This is a genomic window from Allokutzneria oryzae, from assembly GCF_042429765.1.
Classification (GTDB): Bacteria; Actinomycetota; Actinomycetes; order Mycobacteriales; family Pseudonocardiaceae; genus Allokutzneria; species Allokutzneria oryzae.
The window spans coordinates 277,997-297,531 of record NZ_JBHLZU010000002.1 but is presented as its reverse complement, the minus strand read 5'-3'; the positions used below and the strand labels follow the sequence as shown (position 1 = coordinate 297,531).

Genomic DNA, 19,535 nt, shown 5'->3' with positions numbered 1-19,535 from the left:
AACAGTGTTGATTGCTTATGACTGATACTGTCCATCTCGTGCTCCCCCAGCGGCGTCACTCGGAGATCCTGCGCTGCCTCGCGCGGGACGGTTCGGCCACCGTCACCACACTCGCGGAGCTGCTGGACGCCAGCCCGGCGACGATCCGCCGCGACCTGATCTGCCTGGAGCGCGACGGCGTGCTGACCAGGGTGCACGGCGGCGCGATGATCAGCCCGGACGCGGAGCCGCCGTTCGACTTCGCCGCGGGCGAGGACATCGCGGACAAGGACGCGGTGGCGAAGGCGGCGGCCGCGCTGGTCGAGGACGGCGAGGTGCTGCTGCTGGACATCGGCACCACCACCCACCGCATGGCCGCGCACCTGCACGGGCGGCCGGTGACGGTGATGACGAGCAACCTCGCGGTCTACGAGGAGCTGGCCGGTGACCACGCGGTGCAGCTGATCCTGCTCGGCGGCGTGGTGCGGCGGAACTACCGGTCGATGGTCGGCTTCCTCACCGAGGACGCGCTGCGCCAGGTGCGGGCGAACCGGCTGTTCATGGGCACCGCGGGGGTGCGCGTGGACGGCTCGGTCATGGACGACACGGTGGTGGAGGTGCCGCAGAAGCGGGCGATGCTCGCGGCGGCCGACCAGGTGGTGCTGCTGGCCGACACCGCGAAGTTCCCCGGCGGTGGGCTGGCCAGGGTCTGCGGGCCGGACGAGGTGGACGTGCTGGTCACCAACTCCGGGGCTTGCGAGCGGACGCTGAACACGATGACCGAAGCGGGTGTGGAGGTAGTGCGCGCATGAGACTGGTCATTCTCGGCGGGGGCGGGTTCCGGGTCCCGCTGGTGCATTCGAGCCTGCTCGGCGATCCGGACCGGCTGGTCGACGAGCTGGTCCTGCACGACGTGGACCCGTTGCGCCTCAAGGCGATCACCGCGGTGCTCGACCGCCAGGCGGCGGGCGCGGCATGGCGGCCCCGGCTGCGCACCACGACCTCGCTGGAGGAGGCCGTGCGCGGGGCGGACGTGGTGTTCTCCGCGATCCGCGTCGGCGGCCTGCGCGGGCGCACCCTGGACGAGCGGGTGGCGCTCGGCGAAGGCATCCTCGGCCAGGAGACCGTTGGCGCGGGCGGAATCTGCTACGCGCTGAGGACGATCCCGGTCGCCATGGACATCGCGTCCACAGTGGACAAGCTCGCCCCGGACGCCTGGCTGATCAACTTCACCAACCCGGCGGGCATGGTGACCGAGGCGATGTCGGCCGTGCTCGGCGACCGCGTCGTGGGCATCTGCGACTCCCCGGTCGGCCTGTGCCGCCGGGTGGCGAACGCGTTGGGAGTGCCGCTGGAGCGCGCGGGCTTCGACTACGTGGGTCTGAACCACCTCGGCTGGCTGCGCGCGGTGCGGGTCAACGGCCACGACCGCCTGCCGTCGCTGTTCGCCGACCCGGCCGCCCTGACCTCCTTCGAGGAGGGCAAGCTCTTCGGTGCCAGCTGGCTGCGGACTCTCGGCGCGATCCCCAACGAGTACCTGCACTACTACTACTTCGCCCGCGAAACGCTGGCGGAGGTGCGCCACCAGGAGACCACCCGCGGCGAGTTCCTTCTGGCACAACAGGATCAGTTCTACTCGAAGGTGCTCTCCGCGCCCGATGCCCTGGAGCTGTGGGAAGCGGTGCGCCAGGAACGGGAGAACACCTACATGGCGGAGGGTCGCGCCGTGGCCGACGTCGGCGAGCGCGACGCCTGCGACATGGACGGCGGCGGCTACGAACAGGTGGCGCTGCAGCTGATGACCTCGATCGCGGACAACCGCCCGGCGACGCTGATCCTCAACGTGCGCAACCGCGCAGCGGTGCCGGGCATGGACGCCGACGCGGTGGTGGAGGTCCCGTGCGTGGTGGACGGCAACGGCCCGCGCCCGATCGCGACGGACCCGTTGGCGGAGCACGGCCTCGGCCTGATGCGCCGCGTGAAGTCCTGCGAGCGCGCGGCGATCACGGCTGCGACCACCCGCAGCCGCGACCACGCCCTGCTCGCCCTCGGCACCCACCCACTGGTCGACTCGGTCGCGGCGGCGGAGCGCATCCTGGACGGCTACATCGCCGCCTTCCCCGCCCTGGCCGACCTCAACCCCTAACCGCTCTCGCGGCGAGGCGACCGAGTCGTCACGGAGCCAAAACTCCCCGTCTCGTGCCTATCTCCCATTACGGACACGAGACGGAGCCTCCGGCCTCACCGCCTCAGTCACCCCCCTCTTTTCGCGTTTTGGGCACTTAACGCGAAATGGGAGCGCTCTCTCGCGCAACAAGGTGACAAAACGCGAAACCTCGACCACGTCGGCCGGCGTGCGCAGCACGGGACCGGAGCGAGGCAGAGGGAACGGGACGGCAGCGCGGCCGAGGGGAGACGGGGCGGCAGCGCGGCAGAGGGGAAACGGGGCGGATCGCCAACTCGGGGGAAACGGGACGCGTTGCGGGGCAGGCGCTAGCTCCCGCTGACCACGGCGCGCCACGCGTCCTGCGAGGGCTTGTCCTTCAGCCGCCAGTCGCCCTTGACCACGGAGTCGAAGTACGTCACGAACACCGCGTCGTTCGCGCGGGCCCACGCGGCCACGTCGGCCAGCCACTGCGGCCGGCCTTCCGGGATCGCTCCCCCGAACTCCGCGATCGCGTACTCGTTGCCCTCGGCCGCGGTCACGGCACGGGTCGGCTTCCGGCGCTCGTACTCCTCCATCGACAGGTACTTGCCGTTCTCCAGGAAGTCGTACATGTCCCACGCCTGCACGTCGACCACGTCCTTGCCCGGGTAGTAGTCGCGCCAGTCGCGCTTCGACCGCGGGTCCAGTGACCAGTCCATCAGGATCAGGGTCGTCCGCAGACGGGGGTTGCCCACCTTGTCCGCCAAGCCGTCCAGGTGGGTGAAGGCCGCGCGGTAGTCCGCAGCGGTGAACTCGCCGCGCTCGATGTTGTCCTCGGGCTCGTGGAAGTACGACCACCAGGTGGTCCGGTCCTTCGGCGCGGCGGCGAACCAGTCGGAGAAGAACTTGTCGTGCTTGCCCGACAGGATCTCCAGTGGCTTCTCCTTGAACGAGACCACCATGTCCCGCCCGGCGCGGGCGTACGGGTCCTTCTCCCACGCCTGTGGCAGGCCGGGGTGGAACGAGCGCAGCACCGGCAGGCGGCCATAAGTGCTGTCGCTGCGGGCAAGCGCCTGCTCTTTGGTCTCGCCGTCGACAGGCCAGAGCGAGGCGCCGAACAGGGGCAGGGACAGGGACAGCGCGAGCGCGACGGATCTCATGCGGCCGGACCCTGCTGCGAACACCCCGCCGGGGGAAGCCGCCTTCGCAAACCTTGAACAGCGAGGAGCCCCCAGCCGCGTGGACCGGGGGCTCCCCAAGCGAGACGCAAGCTACTCGAAGATCTCGCCCGCGTCGGCCTTGGCGCGCAACAGGGCGGGCGGGGTGAAGCGTTCGCCGTAGCGCTCGGCCAGCTCCTCTGCCCGCGCCAGGAAGCCCTTGGGGCCGCCCGCGTAGCCGTTGATGTACTGCAGCACCCCACCGGTCCACGGCGGGAAGCCGATGCCCATGATCGAACCGATGTTCGCGTCCGGAACCGAGGTGATCACGCCCTCCTCCACGCAGCGCACCGTCTCCAGGGCCTCGATGAACAGCAGCCGCTCCACCAGGTCCTCGAAGGCCACGTCGTCGGTGTGCCGCACCGGGAACGCCTCCGCCAGGCCCGGCCAGAGGCGGACCCGCTTGCCGTCGGCGTACTCGTAGAACCCGGCCCCTGCCGAGCGGCCCTCGCGGCCGAACTCCTCGACCATGCGGTCGATGACGTCCTCGCCGGGGTGCGCGGTCCAGGTGCCGCCCGCGTCGATGACCGCCTGCTTGGTCTCGTTGCGGATCTTGCGCGGCAGGGTCAGCGTCAGCTCGTCCATCAGCTGCAGCACCGGCGCGGGGTAGCCCGCCTGCGAGGAGACCTGCTCGATGGTGGACGGGCTGATGCCCTCCGCCAGCATGGCCACGCCCTCGTTGAGGAAGGTGCCGATCACCCGGCTGGTGAAGAAGCCGCGGCTGTCGTTGACCACGATCGGCGTCTTGCGGATCTGCCGCACCACGTCGACCGCGCGGGCCAGCGCCTCGTCCGAGGTCTGCTCGCCCGCGATGATCTCCACCAGCGGCATCTTGTCCACCGGCGAGAAGAAGTGCAGGCCGACGAAGTCCTCACGGCGCTTGACCCCCTCGGCCAGCCCGGTGATCGGCAGCGTCGAGGTGTTGGACGCCAGCAGCGCGTGCGGCGCGACCACGTCCTGGATCTCGCCGAAGACCTGGTGCTTGAGCGCGGTGTTCTCGAAGACCGCCTCGATCACCAGGTCGCAGCCGTCGAGGTCGGCGACGTCGGCGGTGGGCGTGATCCTGGCGAGCACCTCGTCCCGGGCGTCCTCTGTGGACCGTCCACGTGCGACGGCCTTGTCCAGGATCGTGCGCGAGTAGGCCTTGCCCTTCTCCGCGCTCTCCACGGAGACGTCCTTGAGCACGACCTCCATGCCCGCCTTCGCGCACACGTGGGCGATCCCGGCGCCCATCATGCCCGCGCCGAGCACCGCGACCTTGGTCGCCTTCCACGCGGGGACGTCCTTCGGCCTGCTGCCACCGGAGTTGGCGTGCTGGAGGTCGAAGAAGAACGCCTTGATCATGTTCTTCGCGACCTGACCGGTCGCCAGGTCGACGAAGTAACGGGTCTCGATGGTCAGCGCGGTGTCGAAGTCGACCTGCGCGCCCTCCACCGCCGCCGCCAGGATGTTGCGCGGCGCGGGCATCGGCGCGCCCTTGAGCTGCTTGCGCAGGTTGGCGGGGAAGGCGGGCAGGTTCGCCGCGAACTTCGGGTTGGACGGCGTGCCGCCGGGGATCTTGTAGCCCTTGACGTCCCAGGGCTGGACCGCCTCCGGGTTGGCCTTGATCCACTCGCGGGCGCGGGAGAGCATCTCCTCCGGCGTGTCCACGATCTCGTCGATCAGGCCGAGCTCCTTGGCCTCCTGCGCGCGCATCTGCTTGCCCTGCAACAGGACCCGCATCAACGCGTCCACGATGCCGAGCATCCGCACGGTGCGCACGACACCGCCGCCGCCGGGCAGCAGGCCGAGGGTGACCTCGGGCAGGCCGAAGCGCGCCTTGGGGTTGTTCAGCGCGATGCGGTGGTGGGTGGCCAGCGCGATCTCCAGGCCGCCGCCGAGCGCGGCGCCGTTGAGCGCGGCCACGACCGGGCGGCCGAGCGTCTCCAGCTTGCGCAGCGCGCCCTTCACGCCCTGCGCCGCGTCGAACGCCTGCTGCGCGTGCTCGGGGTAGATGCGGCTGAGGTCCTTGAGGTCGCCGCCCGCGAAGAAGGTCTTCTTGGCCGAGGTGAGGATGACGCCGGTGATGTTCTCGCGCTCGGCGTGCAGCCGCTCGACGGTCTCGGCCATGGAGCGCTGGTAGCGCTCGTTCATCGTGTTGGCCTGCTGCTCCGGGTCGTCGAGGGTGAGCACGACGATGCCGTCCTCACCGGACTCCCAGCGAATGGTCTCAGTCATTGTCCGTCTCGCTCCCGGGATTCAGACGCGCTCGATGATCGTGGCGATGCCCATGCCGCCGCCGATGCAGAGGGTGGCGAGGCCGTAGCGCGCCTCGCGGCGCTCCAGCTCGTCCAGCAGCGTTCCGGTGATCATCGCACCGGTCGCGCCGAGCGGGTGGCCCATGGCGATGGCCCCGCCGTTGACGTTGACCTTGTCGTGCGAGACGCCCATGTCCTGCATGAACCGCAGCACCACGGCCGCGAACGCCTCGTTCATCTCGATGAGGTCGATGTCGTCGATGGTCAGCCCGGCCTTGGCCAGCGCCTTGCGGGTGGCGGGCGCGGGTCCGGTCAGCATGATCGTGGGATCGGCGCCGGAGAGCGCGGTGGCCACCACGCGGGCGCGCGGGGTCAGGCCGAGGTCCTTGCCGACCTGCTCGCTGCCGATGAGCACGAGGGCCGCACCGTCCACGATGCCGGAGGAGTTCCCTGCCGTGTGCACGTGGTCGATGCGCTCGACCCAGTGGTACTTCTGCAGCGCCACCGCGTCGAAGCCGCCCATCTCGCCCATCGTGGCGAAGGAGGGCTTGAGCGCGCCGAGGCTCTCCACGGTGCTGTCGGGGCGGACCTGCTCGTCGCGATCGAGCACCACGAGACCGTTGCGGTCGCGCACCGGGACCACGGAGCGGTTGAAGTAGCCGTTGGTCCACGCCTTGCCCGCGCGCACCTGGGACTCCACGGCGTAGGCGTCCACCGCCTCACGGTCCCACCCGCCGAGCGTGGCGATCAGGTCGGCGCCGATGCCCTGCGGCACGAAACCGGTGCCGTAGCTGGTTTCCGGGTCCATGGCCCACGCGCCGCCGTCGGAGCCCATCGGCACCCGCGACATCGACTCGACACCGCCCGCGATGACCAGGTCCTCCCAGCCGGAGCGCACCTTCTGCGCGGCGGTGTTGACCGCCTCAAGGCCGGAGGCGCAGAACCGGTTGAGCTGCACACCGGCGACGGTGTCTGGCAGCCCGGCGGCGAGCGCAGCGGTCTTGGCGATCACCGCGCCCTGGTCGCCGACCGGCGAGACGACGCCGAGCACGACGTCCTCGATCCGCTGCGGGTCCAGGGTGGGGTGGCGGCGGCGCAGCTCGTCGATCAGGCCCACGACGAGCGAGATCGGCTTGACTTCGTGCAGCGACCCAGTGCGCTTGCCGCGGCCCCTCGGGGTTCGGATCGCGTCGTAAATGAACGCTTCAGACATCTTCGGCCGTGCCCTTCTCGCTCGCGAGCCTCGAATCGCTACCGGCGCGTAACAAGCTCACCGCAAGTGTTACACCAGTGCTGTCACATAGGTCAACGCCAGTCCCCACATGTGGCCCCAACCACACCACTACCGCGGCAACAACGCAGGAGAAGGGGTGGCGGCGCGACCCAGTCGCCGCACCGCCGCGAGGGCGTGGCTGGACGGGACCGACCAGCGCAGCCTCTTCGGGATCAGCAGCGCCACGTCGCGGAACGTGCGAGCCCTGGAGGTGGCGCGCTCCTCCGAGTACGCGGGGCGGTCGTAGAGCCGGATCGCCCAGTCCGGCAGCAACGAGTACGACAGGTGTCCGAGCGGCTGGTAGCCGTGGCGCACGGGCAGGCGCAACCACCGCGGCATCGGCGGGAGGTGCAGGAACTCGTAGACGATGTCCGCGTCCGGCGTGCACCGCAGCTGGGGCTTCATCGCGGTGAAGTAGTCCGCCATCTCCCCCACCGAACCCGGGACGTCCCGCGCCGACAGGCCCACGAGCTCGGCGGAGCGCCGCTGCTCCAGGAAGTACCGGTCCAGGTGGGCTCGCGTTGCCGGGAAGCCCGCACGCACGGTCACCGACGCGAACGACGCCACCTCCGCGCAGTGCACCCACAGCAGCAGCTCCGGGTCGTCCACCGGGAACCGCTCGCCGGTGTCCTGGTCACGGCCCTTCAACGCGCTGTGCACCCGGCGGACGTGGGCGGCCGCCGCGTGCACCTGCTCGTGCGTGCCGTACGTCGAGAGCGAGACGAAGCTCGCGGTCCGTTCGAGCCGCCCGAGCGGATCCGACCGGAAGATCGAGTTCTGCACGATGCCCGCGACCGCTCGCGGGTGCAGGGCCTGGAGGAACAGGCTGCCGATGCCGCCGAGCCACATCGCGGGGTCGCCGTGCAGGTTCCAGGTCACCGAGTTCGGGCCGAACAGGCCGGGGTCAACCGCCATGCGCGCCGACGTCCTCCAATCGATACCCGTTGGGGTAGCCAGGGTACGTCCGGTTGACCGTCCCGCGTTCCAGGCGGTTGACGTACCGGCGCGGCGACCACCGCTCGACGAGGCCGTGGACCCGCAGGAGGCCGTCCACGACTCGCTGCGTGCGAGAAGAGGGCTCGGGGAAGCCGAACGCCTTGCGGGACGACTCGTCGAGCACGGCCAGCACACCCTGTTCGGCCGCGGCGCGCATCGGCGGCGGGAACCATCCGCAGAACATCTCCAGCGTCGACCGCCCCACGGCCTCGTTGCTGCGGTGGTATTCACAGCTGTCCCGCTCGAAGTCGACGTTGAACCGCTCGAACGCCTCGTAGCTCGGGGGAATGTCCTTGATCCCCATGCGCCGCCCCACCTCGCGGTAGAACACGTATCCCGCGATCCGCTCGTGCTCGGACAGCGGACGCCAGCCGTACTTGGCGATCCACCGAACCGGCTCGTAGACGAACGTCGAGAGCACGTAGAGCATGTCGTCGTTGCTGATGTCGAAGCGCCCGTGCAGCCGGTTCATCGTCCGCAGCGCGACCTTGCCGCGTGCCGAGTCGTACCCGTGCAGCGCGAGCTCTCCCATGAGCACGCGCGTGTCGTCGTAGCGGCGTTGTGGGCGGTCGGCGAACTCACGGGTCCTGTCGAGCAACCGCGAGATGCTGGGCACGCAGAACGTGCGGAACAGTGCGACTTCCAAGGCCCGCGTGTAGTCCCACGGCAGCTCAAGGCCCGCGGAGACGCGGTAGATCAGGAGATGGTGTCTTTCCGGGTCCAGCCGCTCGATTCGCCGCAACCGGTCGAACCGCCCGAAGGGATCCACCGCGCCTCCAATACCTACGCACCCGCTCAGAAGTCCGGTCCGCAACTCCGGGGACGCCTCATGGCCATTCGCGGGCTTATGGACCCTTCTCAGCCGGTGAACACGTCCATAAGCCCGCGAATGGCCGAAAAATCAGACCTGCCTAGAGACCCATTGACCTGCCTACGATTTCCTTCATGATCTCGGTCGTCCCGCCGTAGATAGTCTGCACCCGGGAGTCCAGGTAGGCCTTCGCGATCGGGTACTCCGTCATGTAGCCGTAGCCGCCGTGCAGCTGCAGGCACCGGTCGACGACCTTCACCTGGAGCTCGGTGGTCCACCACTTCGCCATCGCCGCGTGCTCGACGGTGAGCTTGTCCGCGAGGTGCTCGGTGATGCAGCGGTCGGCGAAGACGCGCGCGACCTGCACCTCGGTCGCCATCTCGGCCAGCTCGAAGCGGGTGTTCTGGAACTTGCTGATCGGGCGGCCGAAAGCCTTGCGCTCCAAGCAGTACTGCTTGGTCAGCTCCAGCACGTTCTCCGCGGCGGCCACGGCGGCAACCGCGATGGACAAGCGCTCACGGGGCAGGTTCTGCATCAGGTAGATGAAGCCCATCCCCTCCTGTCCCAACAGGTTCGCGGCGGGAACGCGCACGTCGGAGAAGAACAGCTCCGCGGTGTCCTGCGCCTTGAGCCCGATCTTGTCGAGGTTGCGGCCGCGCTCGAACCCGGGCATGCCGCGCTCCACCACGAGCAGGCTGATGCCCTGGTGCCCCGCGTCCTGGTCGGTGCGCGCGACCACGATCACCAGGTCCGCGTGGATTCCGTTGGAGATGAAGGTCTTCGAGCCGTTGAGCACGTAGTCGTCGCCGTCGCGGACCGCCGTCGTGGTGATGCCCTGGAGGTCCGAGCCGACACCGGGTTCGGTCATCGCGATGGCCGTCACCAGCTCCCCGGAGCAGAAGCCCGGCAGCCATCTGCGCTTCTGCTCCTCGGTGGCGAGCTTGAGCAGGTACGGCGCGATGATGTCGTTGTGCACCGGGAAACCGATGCCGCTCGCCGAGGCCCTGACCAGCTCCTCGTCCAGGATCGCCTGGTAGCGGTAGTCGTCGACCCCGCCGCCGCCGTACTCCTCCGGCACGTCCATGCCGAGCAGCCCCTGCGCGCCCGCCTTGGTCCACACCTCCCTGCTGACGATGCCGTCGGCCTCCCACTGGGCGTGGAAGGGCGCGATCTCCTTGGCGACGAAGGTGCGCGCGGCCTCACGGAACGCGTCGTGGTCGGCGGTGAACAGCTCGCGCTGCATGTCAGCCCTCCCCATTCTGGTGCGCGGCACCGGACTCGATCAGTTCGTCCACATCGGACAGACCCCACTCGGTGAGCACGGCCCTGGTGTGGCTGCCCGGCGCGGACGGCGCACCGACCTCGGGAGCCGGAGTGGCGGAGAAGCGCGGCGCGGGCGCGGGCTGGACCACCCCGCCCGGCGCGACGAAGGTCCCCCGCGCCACGTTGTGCGGATGCGTCGCGGCCTCGGTCATCCCGAGCACCGGGGCGACGCAGGCGTCACTGTCGCCGAAGACCTCGGTCCACTCATCGCGGGTCCGGCCGGCGAAGGTCTGCGCGATGCGCCGCCGCAACTCCGGCCAGGTGGCGGGATCGTCGCGGTCGGGCAGTTCCCCAGCGTCCAGCAACCGCGTGAACTCGGCGTAGAACTGCGGCTCCAACGCGCCGACCGCCATGTGATGACCGTCGGAGGTCTCGTAGACGTCGTAGAACGGGGCGCCGGTGTCGAGCAGGTTCACACCGCGCCGGTCCCGCCAGCCGCCCGCCGCGACCATGCCGTAGATCATCGCGCTCAGGTGCGCCGTGCCGTCGACGATCGAAGCGTCGACGACCTGTCCCCGCCCCGTGCGCCCGGCCTGGATCACCGCGGAGAGCACGCCGACCGCGAGGTACATCGCGCCACCGCCGAAGTCGCCGACGAGGTTCATCGGCACCTGCGGCGGCCCTCCCGCGCGCCCGAAGGCGTGCAGCGCGCCGGTGATCGCGATGTAGTCGATGTCGTGGCCCGCCGACCTGGCGAGCGGACCGTCCTGCCCCCACCCGGTCATCCGCCCGTACACGAGCTCGGGGTTGCGGGCCATGCACTGCTCCGGGCCGATGCCGAGCCGTTCGGCGACACCCGGCCGGAAGCCCTCGATCAGCACGTCCGCCTGCTCGGCCAGGCGCAGCACCACCTCCGGGCCGCGTTCGTGCTTGAGATCGACGACCACCTCGCGGCGGCCCCTGCCGAGCACGTCGTGCTTGTCCCTCGGCAGCAACCCACCGCCGCCGGGGCGGTCGACTCGGACCACCTCCGCGCCGAGGTCGGCGAGCAGCATGCCGCAGAACGGCGCCGGTCCCAGCCCCGCCAGTTCGAGCACCCTGATCCCGGCGAGCGGACCCGGCACGGCCTTCACCTCTTCGTCTCTCCGCGACGACCTGGACGTGGCTAGTGTTACAGTCCTGGTGTCACATCAGTCAAGGAGAGATGCGCTGAGATGACCCAGGCAGCAGAGGCCGAGTACACCGTCGACGAGCTGGCCGCACGGGCCGGCGTCACGGTGCGCACCGTGCGCTTCTACGCGGGCCGCTCCCTGCTGCCGCCGCCCAGGCTGCGCGGCCGGGTCGGGCTCTACGGCGCGGTGCACCTGGCCCGGCTGGAGCTGATCCGCGAGCTCCAGGCGCTGGGCTTCACCCTCGCCGCCGTCGAGCGGCACCTCCAGCGCATCCCGGAGGACGCCTCCGTCGAGGAGCTGGCGTTGCAGCGCGCGCTGCTCACCCCGTGGGTGGCCGAGATCCGCGAGGAGGTCGAGCCGCACGAGCTCAGCCGCCGGGCGGGCCGCCAGCTCGACGAGCGGACCATCGAGCAGCTGATCTCCCTCGGCGTGCTGGAGCGGACCGGCGGCACCGGGTTCGCGTTGCTCAACCCCACGCTGCTGACCAACGGCCTGGAGATCATCGACCTCGGCATGCCGCCGGAGATGCTCGCGGCGGCGAAGAAGATCGTGGAGCGGCACGTGGTGGCGATGGCCGCCGAGCTCCAGGAGCTGTTCGCGGACAACGTGTTGCGCCCCTACGTGGAGCAGGGCCGCCCGGCGGAGGAACGCGAGCGGGTCCGGCAGATCATGGACAAGCTGAAGCCGGTGACGATCCAGGCGCTGGTGAGCGGCTTCGAGCGCGCGGTCAACCACACCCTGCGCCGCAAGGTCTCCGGAGCGGACTCCTCAGCGGCGCCGGTGGAACGACGCACCTGACGCTTGCCGCACCAGACCGTCCACATCAGACCGTCCACATCAGAACGGACGCGATCACGACGGCGGACAGCACCGACGACCGCCCCACCGCGACGTCCAAGGGCGGTATTCCGTCAACCCGGTCGCGCGTGCCCCGTAGCACGCCCCGAGGGGGCAGCCCCACGTAGAGCACCAGCACTGAGGCGACCGGGTTCCTCATGGCATCCCCCTTGCATGGCAAGGAGAAGACAGCAACCGCCGCAGAGGCTCAGTTCCTCCGAACACCGCACCAGCCGTATCAGGTTTCCTTGCGCCGACGGGAGATCAACAGGAGCACCAGGCCCGACGCGAGCAGCATCAGCCCCACTCCGGCGAGCGGCGACACCGACGCTCCGGTGCTCGCCAACGGCGGCTTGGTCCCGGTCGGTGGCACCGGGGGAACCGGCGGCTTCGGCTCGACCGGGGTCTCCGTCGCGCACTTCGGGTCCTCGTCACCGGGCTGGCAGTTGCCGCCCGGCGTGTCGGAGGTGACCGTGTTGCGGAGCTTGCGATCACCCGTGGCCGGGTCGTTGACGGTCACCGAGTACGTGATCGTCGCCGTCCCGCCGACCGCGAGGTCCCCGGTCCAGGTCAGCTTCGGCGCCGCATAGGTGACCGAGCCGGTCGTGGCCTTCCCGTCACCGTTGTACTCCGCATCGTCGAGGACTCCCGTCAGGTCGTCCACAAAGGACACCTTGGTCAGCGGTGCCGCACCGGTATTGGTGACCGTGACCGTGTAGACCACCTTTCCACCCGGCGCGACATTGGCGGATCCGGCGTTCTTGACGATCCGGACACCCGGCACGACGGTGCTGGTAGCGCAGTTCGGGTCGGTGGAACCCGGCGGACAGTTCCCACCTGGAGTTGTCGAACTGACCACGTTGCCGAGCTGGTGGTCGCCCTTGTTGGGCTTGCGCACAGTCACCGAGTACGTGACCGTGGCCGTCTCACCGATCTTCAGGTCACCCGTCCACGTCAGGCGCGGCTCCGCATAGGTCGCAGCACCAACAGAAGCGGACACATCCGCGTTGTAGACCGCGTCGTCCAAGACCTTCGACAGGTCGTCGGTGAACGTCGCGCCCTTCAGGTCCGTCTGGCCCGTGTTGGTCACCGTCACCGTGTACGTGACCTTGTCGCCGGGGTTCGCGACCTGCTTGTCCACGACCTTCTTGATGGCGACGCCAGGAACGTTCGTGGTCGTACCGCACTTGGGATCCGTCGAGCCGGGGGGACAGTTCCCGCCCGGCGTCTCGGAACTGACCACATTGATCAGCTTGTTGTCCCCGGTGGCGGGCTTGTTGACGGTGACGGAGTAGGTCACCGTGGCCGAAGCACCGATCGCCAGGTCACCGACCCACGTCAGGCGAGGCGCCGAGTACGTCACGACACCGAGGGAAGCCGTCGCGTCCGCGTTGTACTTCGCGTCGTCCAGGACCTTCGACAGGTCGTCGGTGAACGTGGCTCCCTTCAGTTCCGTCTGGCCCGTGTTGGTGACCACGACGGTGTAGGTGACCTGCTCCCCGGGACTCGCCGTCTGGGAACTGGAGGTCTTGACGATCGACAGGCCGGGGAGCGGGGTGGTGGTCGTGCAGCTCGGATCGGTCGATCCCGGCGGGCAGTTGCCGCCCGGCGTCTCGGAGCTGACCGCGTTGACGAGCTTGCGATCGCCGGTGATCGGATCCTGCACTCGAACCGAGTAGGTGACTGTCGCGGTGTCACCGGGCTGGAGGTCGCCGGTCCACGTCAGCTTCGGCGGAGCGTAGGCGACAGAGCCGACGGTGGCCTTGGCGTCGGCGTTGTACACCGCGTCGTCGAGCACCTTGCTCAGATCATCCACAAAGGACGCGCCGATCTGCGGTGTCTGACCGGTGTTGGTCACCGTGACCGTGTACGTGACCTGGTCGCCGGGCTTGACCGTGGCGGGCGCCGCCTTCTTGACGATCTTCAGTCCGGAGACGGGCGTGGTAGTCCCGCACTTCGGGTCCTTCGACCCGGGCGGGCAGTTCCCACTGGACGTGACGACGTTGATCAGCTTGTTGTCCCCGGTGTTGGGCTTGCGCACAGTCACCGAGTACTTGACCGTCGCCACAGCACCGATCGCCAGATCACCCGTCCACGTCAAGCGCGGTTCCGCATACGTCGCAGCACCAACGGAGGCGGACACATCCGCGTTGTAGGCAGCGTCGTCCAAGACCTTCGACAGGTCGTCGGTGAACGTCGCCCCCTTGAGTTCGGTCTGCCCGGTGTTGGTCACCGTCACCGTGTACGTGACCTTGTCGCCAGGATTCGCGGACTGCCGGTCAACTTCCTTGCGAACGTCCACACCGGACACTGGCGTCGTCGTCGAACACTTCGGATCCTTCGACCCGGGCGGGCAGTTCCCACTGGACGTGACGACGTTGATCAGCTTGTTGTCCCCAGTGTTCGGCGACTTCACCGTGACCGAGTACCTGATCGTCGCGGTCACACCGATCGCCAGATCACCCGTCCACGTCAAGCGCGGTTCCGCATACGTCGCAGCACCAACGGAGGCGGACACATCCGCGTTGTAGGCAGCGTCGTCCAAGACCTTCGACAGGTCGTCGGTGAACGTCGCCCCCTTGAGTTCGGTCTGCCCGGTGTTGGTCACCGTCACCGTGTACGTGACCTTGTCACCAGGATTGGCCGACTGCCGGTCAACTTCCTTGCGAACGTCCACACCGGACACCGGCGTCGTCGTCGAACACTTCGGATCCTTCGACCCCGGAGGGCAGTTCCCACCCGGCGTTTCCGAGCTGACTACGTTCACCAGTTCGTTGTCCCCGGTGTTCGGCGACTTCACCGTGACCGAATACGTGATCGTCGCGGTCACACCGATCGCCAGATCACCGGTCCACGTCAAGCGCGGCGGCGTGTACGACACCGAGCCCACCGTCGCTGCGGCGTCGGCGTTGTAGACGGCGTCATCCAGGACCTTCGACAGGTCATCGGTGAACGTCGCCCCCTTCAGCTCCGTCCGGCCCGTGTTGGTCACCGTCACCGTGTACGTGACCTTGTCACCAGGATTCGCGGACTGCTTGTCGACTGCCTTCTTGACGGCGAGCCCGGGGAGCGGGGTCTCCGTGGAGCAGTCAGGGTCCTGCGAGCCCGGCGGGCAGTTCCCTGGCGTGCTCGTGCTGACCGTGTTGCGCATGCGGTGATCACCGGTGATCGGGTTCCGAACCGTCACGGAGTACTTCACCGTGGCAGAAGCACCGATCGGGAGGTTGCCGGTCCACGTCAACCGAGGGGTCGTGAACACCGCGGCACCGACCGAAGCCGAGGCGTCCTCGTTGTACGCGGCATCGTCCAGGACTTCGGTCAGATCGTCCACAAAGGATGCTGCGGGAAGCTCGGTCTGCCCCGTGTTGGTCACCGTCACCGTGTAGGTGACCTTGTCACCTGGGTTCGCGGTCTGCTTGTCCGCAAGCTTCTTGACGGTCAGCTCCGGCCCGGGCACCTGCGACGTGCAGTTGGGATCCGTCGAGCCAGGCGGGCAGTTGCCGCCCGGCGTGTCCGAGGTGACCGTGTTGTTGAGCTTCTTGTCCCCAGTGTTCGGGTTCCGGACGGTGACCGAGTACTTCACTGTGGCCACAGCACCAACGGCCAGGTCACCGGTCCACGTCAACCGAGGAGCCGCATACACCACCGCACCAACGGAAGCAGCCGCGTCGGCGTTGTACACCGCATCATCGAGAACCTGGGTGAGATCGTCGGTGAAGGTCGCTCCGGGAAGTGCGGTTTGGCCCGTGTTGGTGACCGTCACCGTGTACGTGACCTTGTCACCGGGCACCACCTGATCCCGGTCGGCCTTCTTCACGATCAGCAGACCGGACACGGGGGTCGTCGTGGTGCACGAAGGCTTGCAGTTGTTGCCGGGCGTCTCCGAGCTGACCGCGTTGATCAGCTTGTTGTCGCCGGTGTTGGGCTTGCGCACAGTCACGGAGTACTTGACCGTCGCCGACGCACCGACAGCGAGATCACCGGTCCACGTCAACCGAGGAGCCGCGTACACCACCGCACCAACGGAAGCAGCCGCGTCCGCGTTGTACACCGCATCATCGAGAACCTGGGTGAGATCGTCGGTGAAGGTCGCTCCGACGAGCACAGTCTGACCTGTGTTGGTCATGGTGACCGTGTACGTGACCTTGTCGCCAGGATTGGCCGACTGCTTGTCGACCTCCTTGCGGAGGTCCACACCCGAGACCGGCGTCGTCGTCGAACACTTCGGATCCGACGACCCCGGAGGACAGTTGCCGCCAGGCGTCTCCGAACTGACCGCGTTGACGAGCTTGTGGTCCCCCTTGACCGGATCGTTGACTCGGACGGAGTACTTGACCGTCGCCGACGCACCGACAGCGAGATCACCGGTCCACGTCAACCGAGGAGCCGCGTACGCCACTGTGCCAGCGGAGGCGACGGCGTCCGCGTTGTACGTGGCGTCGTCGAGCACCTTCGAAAGGTCGTCCACAAAGGACGCGCCAGGCAGGTCCGTCTGCCCCGTGTTGCTGACCGTCACGGTGTAGGTCACCGTGCCGCCGGGGTTCACCTGCGCGGGGTCGGACTTCTTCTCGATGCGGAATCCGGAGACGGGCGTGGTGGTAGTACAGCTAGGACTGGTGGAGCCCGGTGGACACGTGTTCCCAGGAGTCTCCGAACTGACGAGGTTGATCAGCTTGTTGTCCCCGGTGTTGGGCTTGCGCACTGTCACCGAGTACGTGACCGTGGCGGACTCGCCCACCTTGAGGTCACCCGACCACGTCAGCCGAGGAGCGGCATACGTCGTGGTACCGACCGACGCCTTGGCGTCCGCGTTGTACGTGGCGTCGTCGAGAACCTTCGTCATATCGTCCACAAAGGACGCTCCGACCAGGGTCGTTTGCCCGGTGTTGGTCACGGTCACGGTATAGGTGACCTTGTCACCGGGACTGGCCGACTTCTTGTCCACGGTCTTCTCGATGGACATGCCGGGAACGAGCGTCGTCTGCGAGCACGCGGGGTCGGTGGAACCAGGCGGACAGTTGCCGCCGGGGGTCTCCGAAGACACCGCGTTGACCAGCTTGTGGTCTCCGGTGTTCGGCGACTTCACGGTCACCGAGTACGTGATGGTTGCGGTGCCCTGCGCCGACAGGGTCCCGACCCATGTCAGTCGTGGAGCGGCATACGTCGCAGCACCAACAGAAGCAGCCACGTCCGCGTTGTAGTCCGCGTCGTCCAGCACCTTGGACAGATCGTCAACGACCGTCAGGTCCTTGGCCGTGACTCGACCGGTGTTGCGCACCGTGAGCGTGTAGACGACCTTCTCGCCTGGCTTGGCCTCACTCTTGTCCACGCTCTTGTTCACGGTGTAGCTCGGCGCGGGTACCTGTGTGGTCGCACACGCCGCCGCGTCGTCATCGGAACAGCGGTTGTCCGGCGGCACGATTCCGGGCGGCCCTTCGGTCCCCTTGGCCCGGTTGACGAGAGTCTTGCCGATGGCGTCCTCACCGACCAACACCTTGACCTGAAGGCTCGCGGAACCACCGATCGCGAGGTCACCCGCGTTCCACACGAGCGGCCCCGTGCCGGAGACAGTGCCCTGCGAGGGCGCCGAGGACACGTAGCTGGTTCCCGGCGGAAGCGTGTCCGTCACCACGATCCCCGGTGCCGCAACGGTTCCCGTATTGCGGATACCGACCGTGTAGGTCAGTGTCTCGCCGGGCAGCGCCTCGGCCTTGTCCACGGACTTGACCAGCTCGTAGCGCGGCGAGGTCACCGTGTTTCGCACGGTGTTGCTCTCGCGCTCCTGCGAGCGCCCGGTTTCCAGCCCCTTGAAGGTCAGCTGCGCGGTGTTGTCGAGCTTGGTGCCATCTGCGACGGACTCGGCGACCTTGACCCGGAACGTGATCCGCGCGCTCGCGCCAGGCTCCAGGTTCCGCACCGCACACGTGACGTTCTGGCCGCTCGCCGAACAGCCGGGTCCCGATCCGGCCACATAGGACAGACCGGTCGGCAGCTTGTCAGTGACCGAGATGTTCGTCGCGGTGTCCAGGTCGTTGACGGTCCCGTCGGACCGCTTGTTGGTGACGTCCAGGGTGTAGGTGATCTCACCGCCCTTGACCACCCAGCCCGGCGGGTTGTCGTTGGTGGTGCCGATCGGGTCGTTGGCCTTGGTGATGTGGAGGTCCGGCTCGCGGGCATCGGTCATCAGCCACACGGTCTGCGGGTAGATCGCGTCGCCGTTGGTGCCGATCTTCAACTGGAGCCTGTCGGTACCCGCGGGAACCTTGCCGGTGACGTCGACCGTGCGGGCGTCGTAGCCGAAGTTGTTGACCGGGGCGGGATTCCTGCTGGTGATGTTGGTACCGGCACCGGACGCGGTGACGAGGTCGATGCGGCTGCTGAAGGCGTTGGGCTGGTTGGAGCCCGCGATCGCGGGCGCGGGCATCGGCAGCGTCTGCAACGAGGACGCGTCCTTGCCGATCTGGAGGTAGTCCCTGTCGATGTTGGCGTCACCGTCACCGGCGGTGATCCCGAGAGTGGCGTTCGGGGTGCGGGTGCTGACGGTCTTGATGCCGGTGAGGTTGACGGTGACCGCGTTGTTCCCGGACACCTTCTGGTAGCCGTCCCAGACCTGGAGGTAGCGCAACGGCTCCGCCGGGTTCTCGTAGGCGACGACCAGCGACCAGCCGCCCCAGCACCCGAGGTTCGACGACGTGCTGATCGAAAGACCCTGGCACGCCTGGAGGTCGGCGACGGTGTAGTCACCGGACCCCGCCTGGCGCACCAGGGCGGTGACGTCCTTCGCCCCCGCGTGCGCGGTGATCGTCGGTGTGCCCGGGGTGCCGAGCGCGTCGAACCAGTCGTAGGTGTCCGCGGTCAGCCGCTGGTAGGTCGAGCTGCCGGGAACCTTGATGGCGACCTGGTTCGCCTTGGTCGCGTCACCGGAGGTCCCGCGGCTGGCAACCGGGTTGAGCTGCCAGTACAACCGCGCGGAGAGCACGTCGGAGCCGCTGGGCAGCGTGATCCGCGCGCTGGAGGCGGTGTTTCCCGGCGCGGCGGGATCGATCTTGACCCAGGTCGCCGTCTCCCCGTTGCTGCTGCTGTCGGTGCAGTTCGCCGCCCCGCAGCGGACCACGGAGTTCGACGCCATGGTGATCGCGCCGTGGGCCAGGCCGGAGTACACCGGCTCCGGACCGATCTGCCGTTCCGTTCCCAGGCCACGCGGCTGCGGCTGCGGCACGGCAGCGGGAACAGGCGCCGGCGGAGATGTGGCGGCCCGGGGCGTCGGCGCGGCCGGGGAAGCGACCGGAGAGGTGGCCTGAGCTGTCGCCTGAGCCGTGGTCGGCGCAGGAGCCGCTGAGGTGGTCGCGCCGCGTCCGCGATGCTCCCTCGGCACGGCGGCCGCCACCGTCGGGGTCAGCAGGGAAATCGTGAGCACCGCGGCCAGCACGGGCTGCGCGGCACGAAAGAATCCGCGCAGCGACAACGGCTTCAACATTCCTCTGCCCTTTCCGATGGCTCCGAACAAGAGCAAATAGACACGCCCTGACCAGGAGCAACCCGGTGAAATCGAGGAAATACCTCAGATGGGGGACACACTCCTGGACATCGTCACGCACCGCCGA

At 68.4% G+C, this 19,535-nt stretch carries 12 protein-coding genes; 3 read left to right on the top strand and 9 right to left on the bottom strand.

What is annotated here, in order from left to right; genetic code table 11:
• Nucleotides 1-38: 38 nt before the first annotated feature.
• Together ACFFQA_RS01745 and ACFFQA_RS01740 are read left to right on the top strand one after the other, a co-directional pair.
• Nucleotides 39-791, top strand: coding sequence for a DeoR/GlpR family DNA-binding transcription regulator (locus ACFFQA_RS01745; protein ID WP_377849729.1), 753 nt, complete (start codon nucleotides 39-41; stop codon nucleotides 789-791).
• Entirely contained in the window at nucleotides 788-2,125 is a 1,338-nt protein-coding gene (locus ACFFQA_RS01740) for a 6-phospho-beta-glucosidase (RefSeq protein ID WP_377849728.1), read from the top strand. Before ACFFQA_RS01745 ends, ACFFQA_RS01740 begins: the two co-directional genes overlap by 4 nt.
• A gap of 347 nt (nucleotides 2,126-2,472) precedes the next feature.
• Here ACFFQA_RS01740 and ACFFQA_RS01735 read toward each other — a convergent pair whose 3' ends face one another.
• The 7 genes from ACFFQA_RS01735 to ACFFQA_RS01705 form a co-directional block, all read right to left on the bottom strand.
• Complete coding sequence (locus ACFFQA_RS01735; protein ID WP_377849727.1) at nucleotides 2,473-3,285, bottom strand: glycoside hydrolase family 26 protein; 813 nt, start codon at nucleotides 3,283-3,285, stop codon at nucleotides 2,473-2,475.
• A gap of 111 nt (nucleotides 3,286-3,396) precedes the next feature.
• Complete coding sequence (locus ACFFQA_RS01730) at nucleotides 3,397-5,559, bottom strand: 3-hydroxyacyl-CoA dehydrogenase NAD-binding domain-containing protein (RefSeq protein ID WP_377849726.1); 2,163 nt, start codon at nucleotides 5,557-5,559, stop codon at nucleotides 3,397-3,399.
• A 21-nt stretch (nucleotides 5,560-5,580) separates the two neighbouring features.
• Nucleotides 5,581-6,792, bottom strand: a complete 1,212-nt coding sequence (locus ACFFQA_RS01725; protein WP_377849725.1) for an acetyl-CoA C-acetyltransferase — start codon at nucleotides 6,790-6,792, stop codon at nucleotides 5,581-5,583.
• A 129-nt stretch (nucleotides 6,793-6,921) separates the two neighbouring features.
• Nucleotides 6,922-7,767: an oxygenase MpaB family protein gene (locus ACFFQA_RS01720; protein ID WP_377849724.1), complete on the bottom strand. Its 846-nt coding sequence runs from the start codon at nucleotides 7,765-7,767 to the stop codon at nucleotides 6,922-6,924.
• Nucleotides 7,757-8,617: an oxygenase MpaB family protein gene (locus ACFFQA_RS01715; RefSeq protein WP_377849723.1), complete on the bottom strand. Its 861-nt coding sequence runs from the start codon at nucleotides 8,615-8,617 to the stop codon at nucleotides 7,757-7,759. The genes ACFFQA_RS01720 and ACFFQA_RS01715 overlap by 11 nt, the downstream gene beginning before the upstream one ends.
• Before the next feature lie 142 nt (nucleotides 8,618-8,759).
• Nucleotides 8,760-9,902, bottom strand: a complete 1,143-nt coding sequence (locus ACFFQA_RS01710) for an acyl-CoA dehydrogenase family protein (protein WP_377849722.1) — start codon at nucleotides 9,900-9,902, stop codon at nucleotides 8,760-8,762.
• 1 nt (nucleotide 9,903) lies between these two features.
• Complete coding sequence (locus ACFFQA_RS01705; protein WP_377849721.1) at nucleotides 9,904-11,046, bottom strand: CaiB/BaiF CoA transferase family protein; 1,143 nt, start codon at nucleotides 11,044-11,046, stop codon at nucleotides 9,904-9,906.
• Nucleotides 11,047-11,136: 90 nt separating this feature from the next.
• On the opposite strand from ACFFQA_RS01705, the gene ACFFQA_RS01700 reads away from it, so the two are divergent.
• Entirely contained in the window at nucleotides 11,137-11,892 is a 756-nt protein-coding gene (locus tag ACFFQA_RS01700) for a MerR family transcriptional regulator (RefSeq protein WP_377849720.1), read from the top strand.
• A 25-nt stretch (nucleotides 11,893-11,917) separates the two neighbouring features.
• On the opposite strand, the gene ACFFQA_RS01695 is transcribed toward ACFFQA_RS01700, so the two are convergent.
• Nucleotides 11,918-12,091, bottom strand: a complete 174-nt coding sequence (locus ACFFQA_RS01695) for a hypothetical protein (protein ID WP_377849719.1) — start codon at nucleotides 12,089-12,091, stop codon at nucleotides 11,918-11,920.
• A gap of 78 nt (nucleotides 12,092-12,169) precedes the next feature.
• Complete coding sequence (locus ACFFQA_RS01690) at nucleotides 12,170-19,408, bottom strand: COG1361 S-layer family protein (RefSeq protein WP_377849718.1); 7,239 nt, start codon at nucleotides 19,406-19,408, stop codon at nucleotides 12,170-12,172.
• Nucleotides 19,409-19,535: the final 127 nt, after the last annotated feature.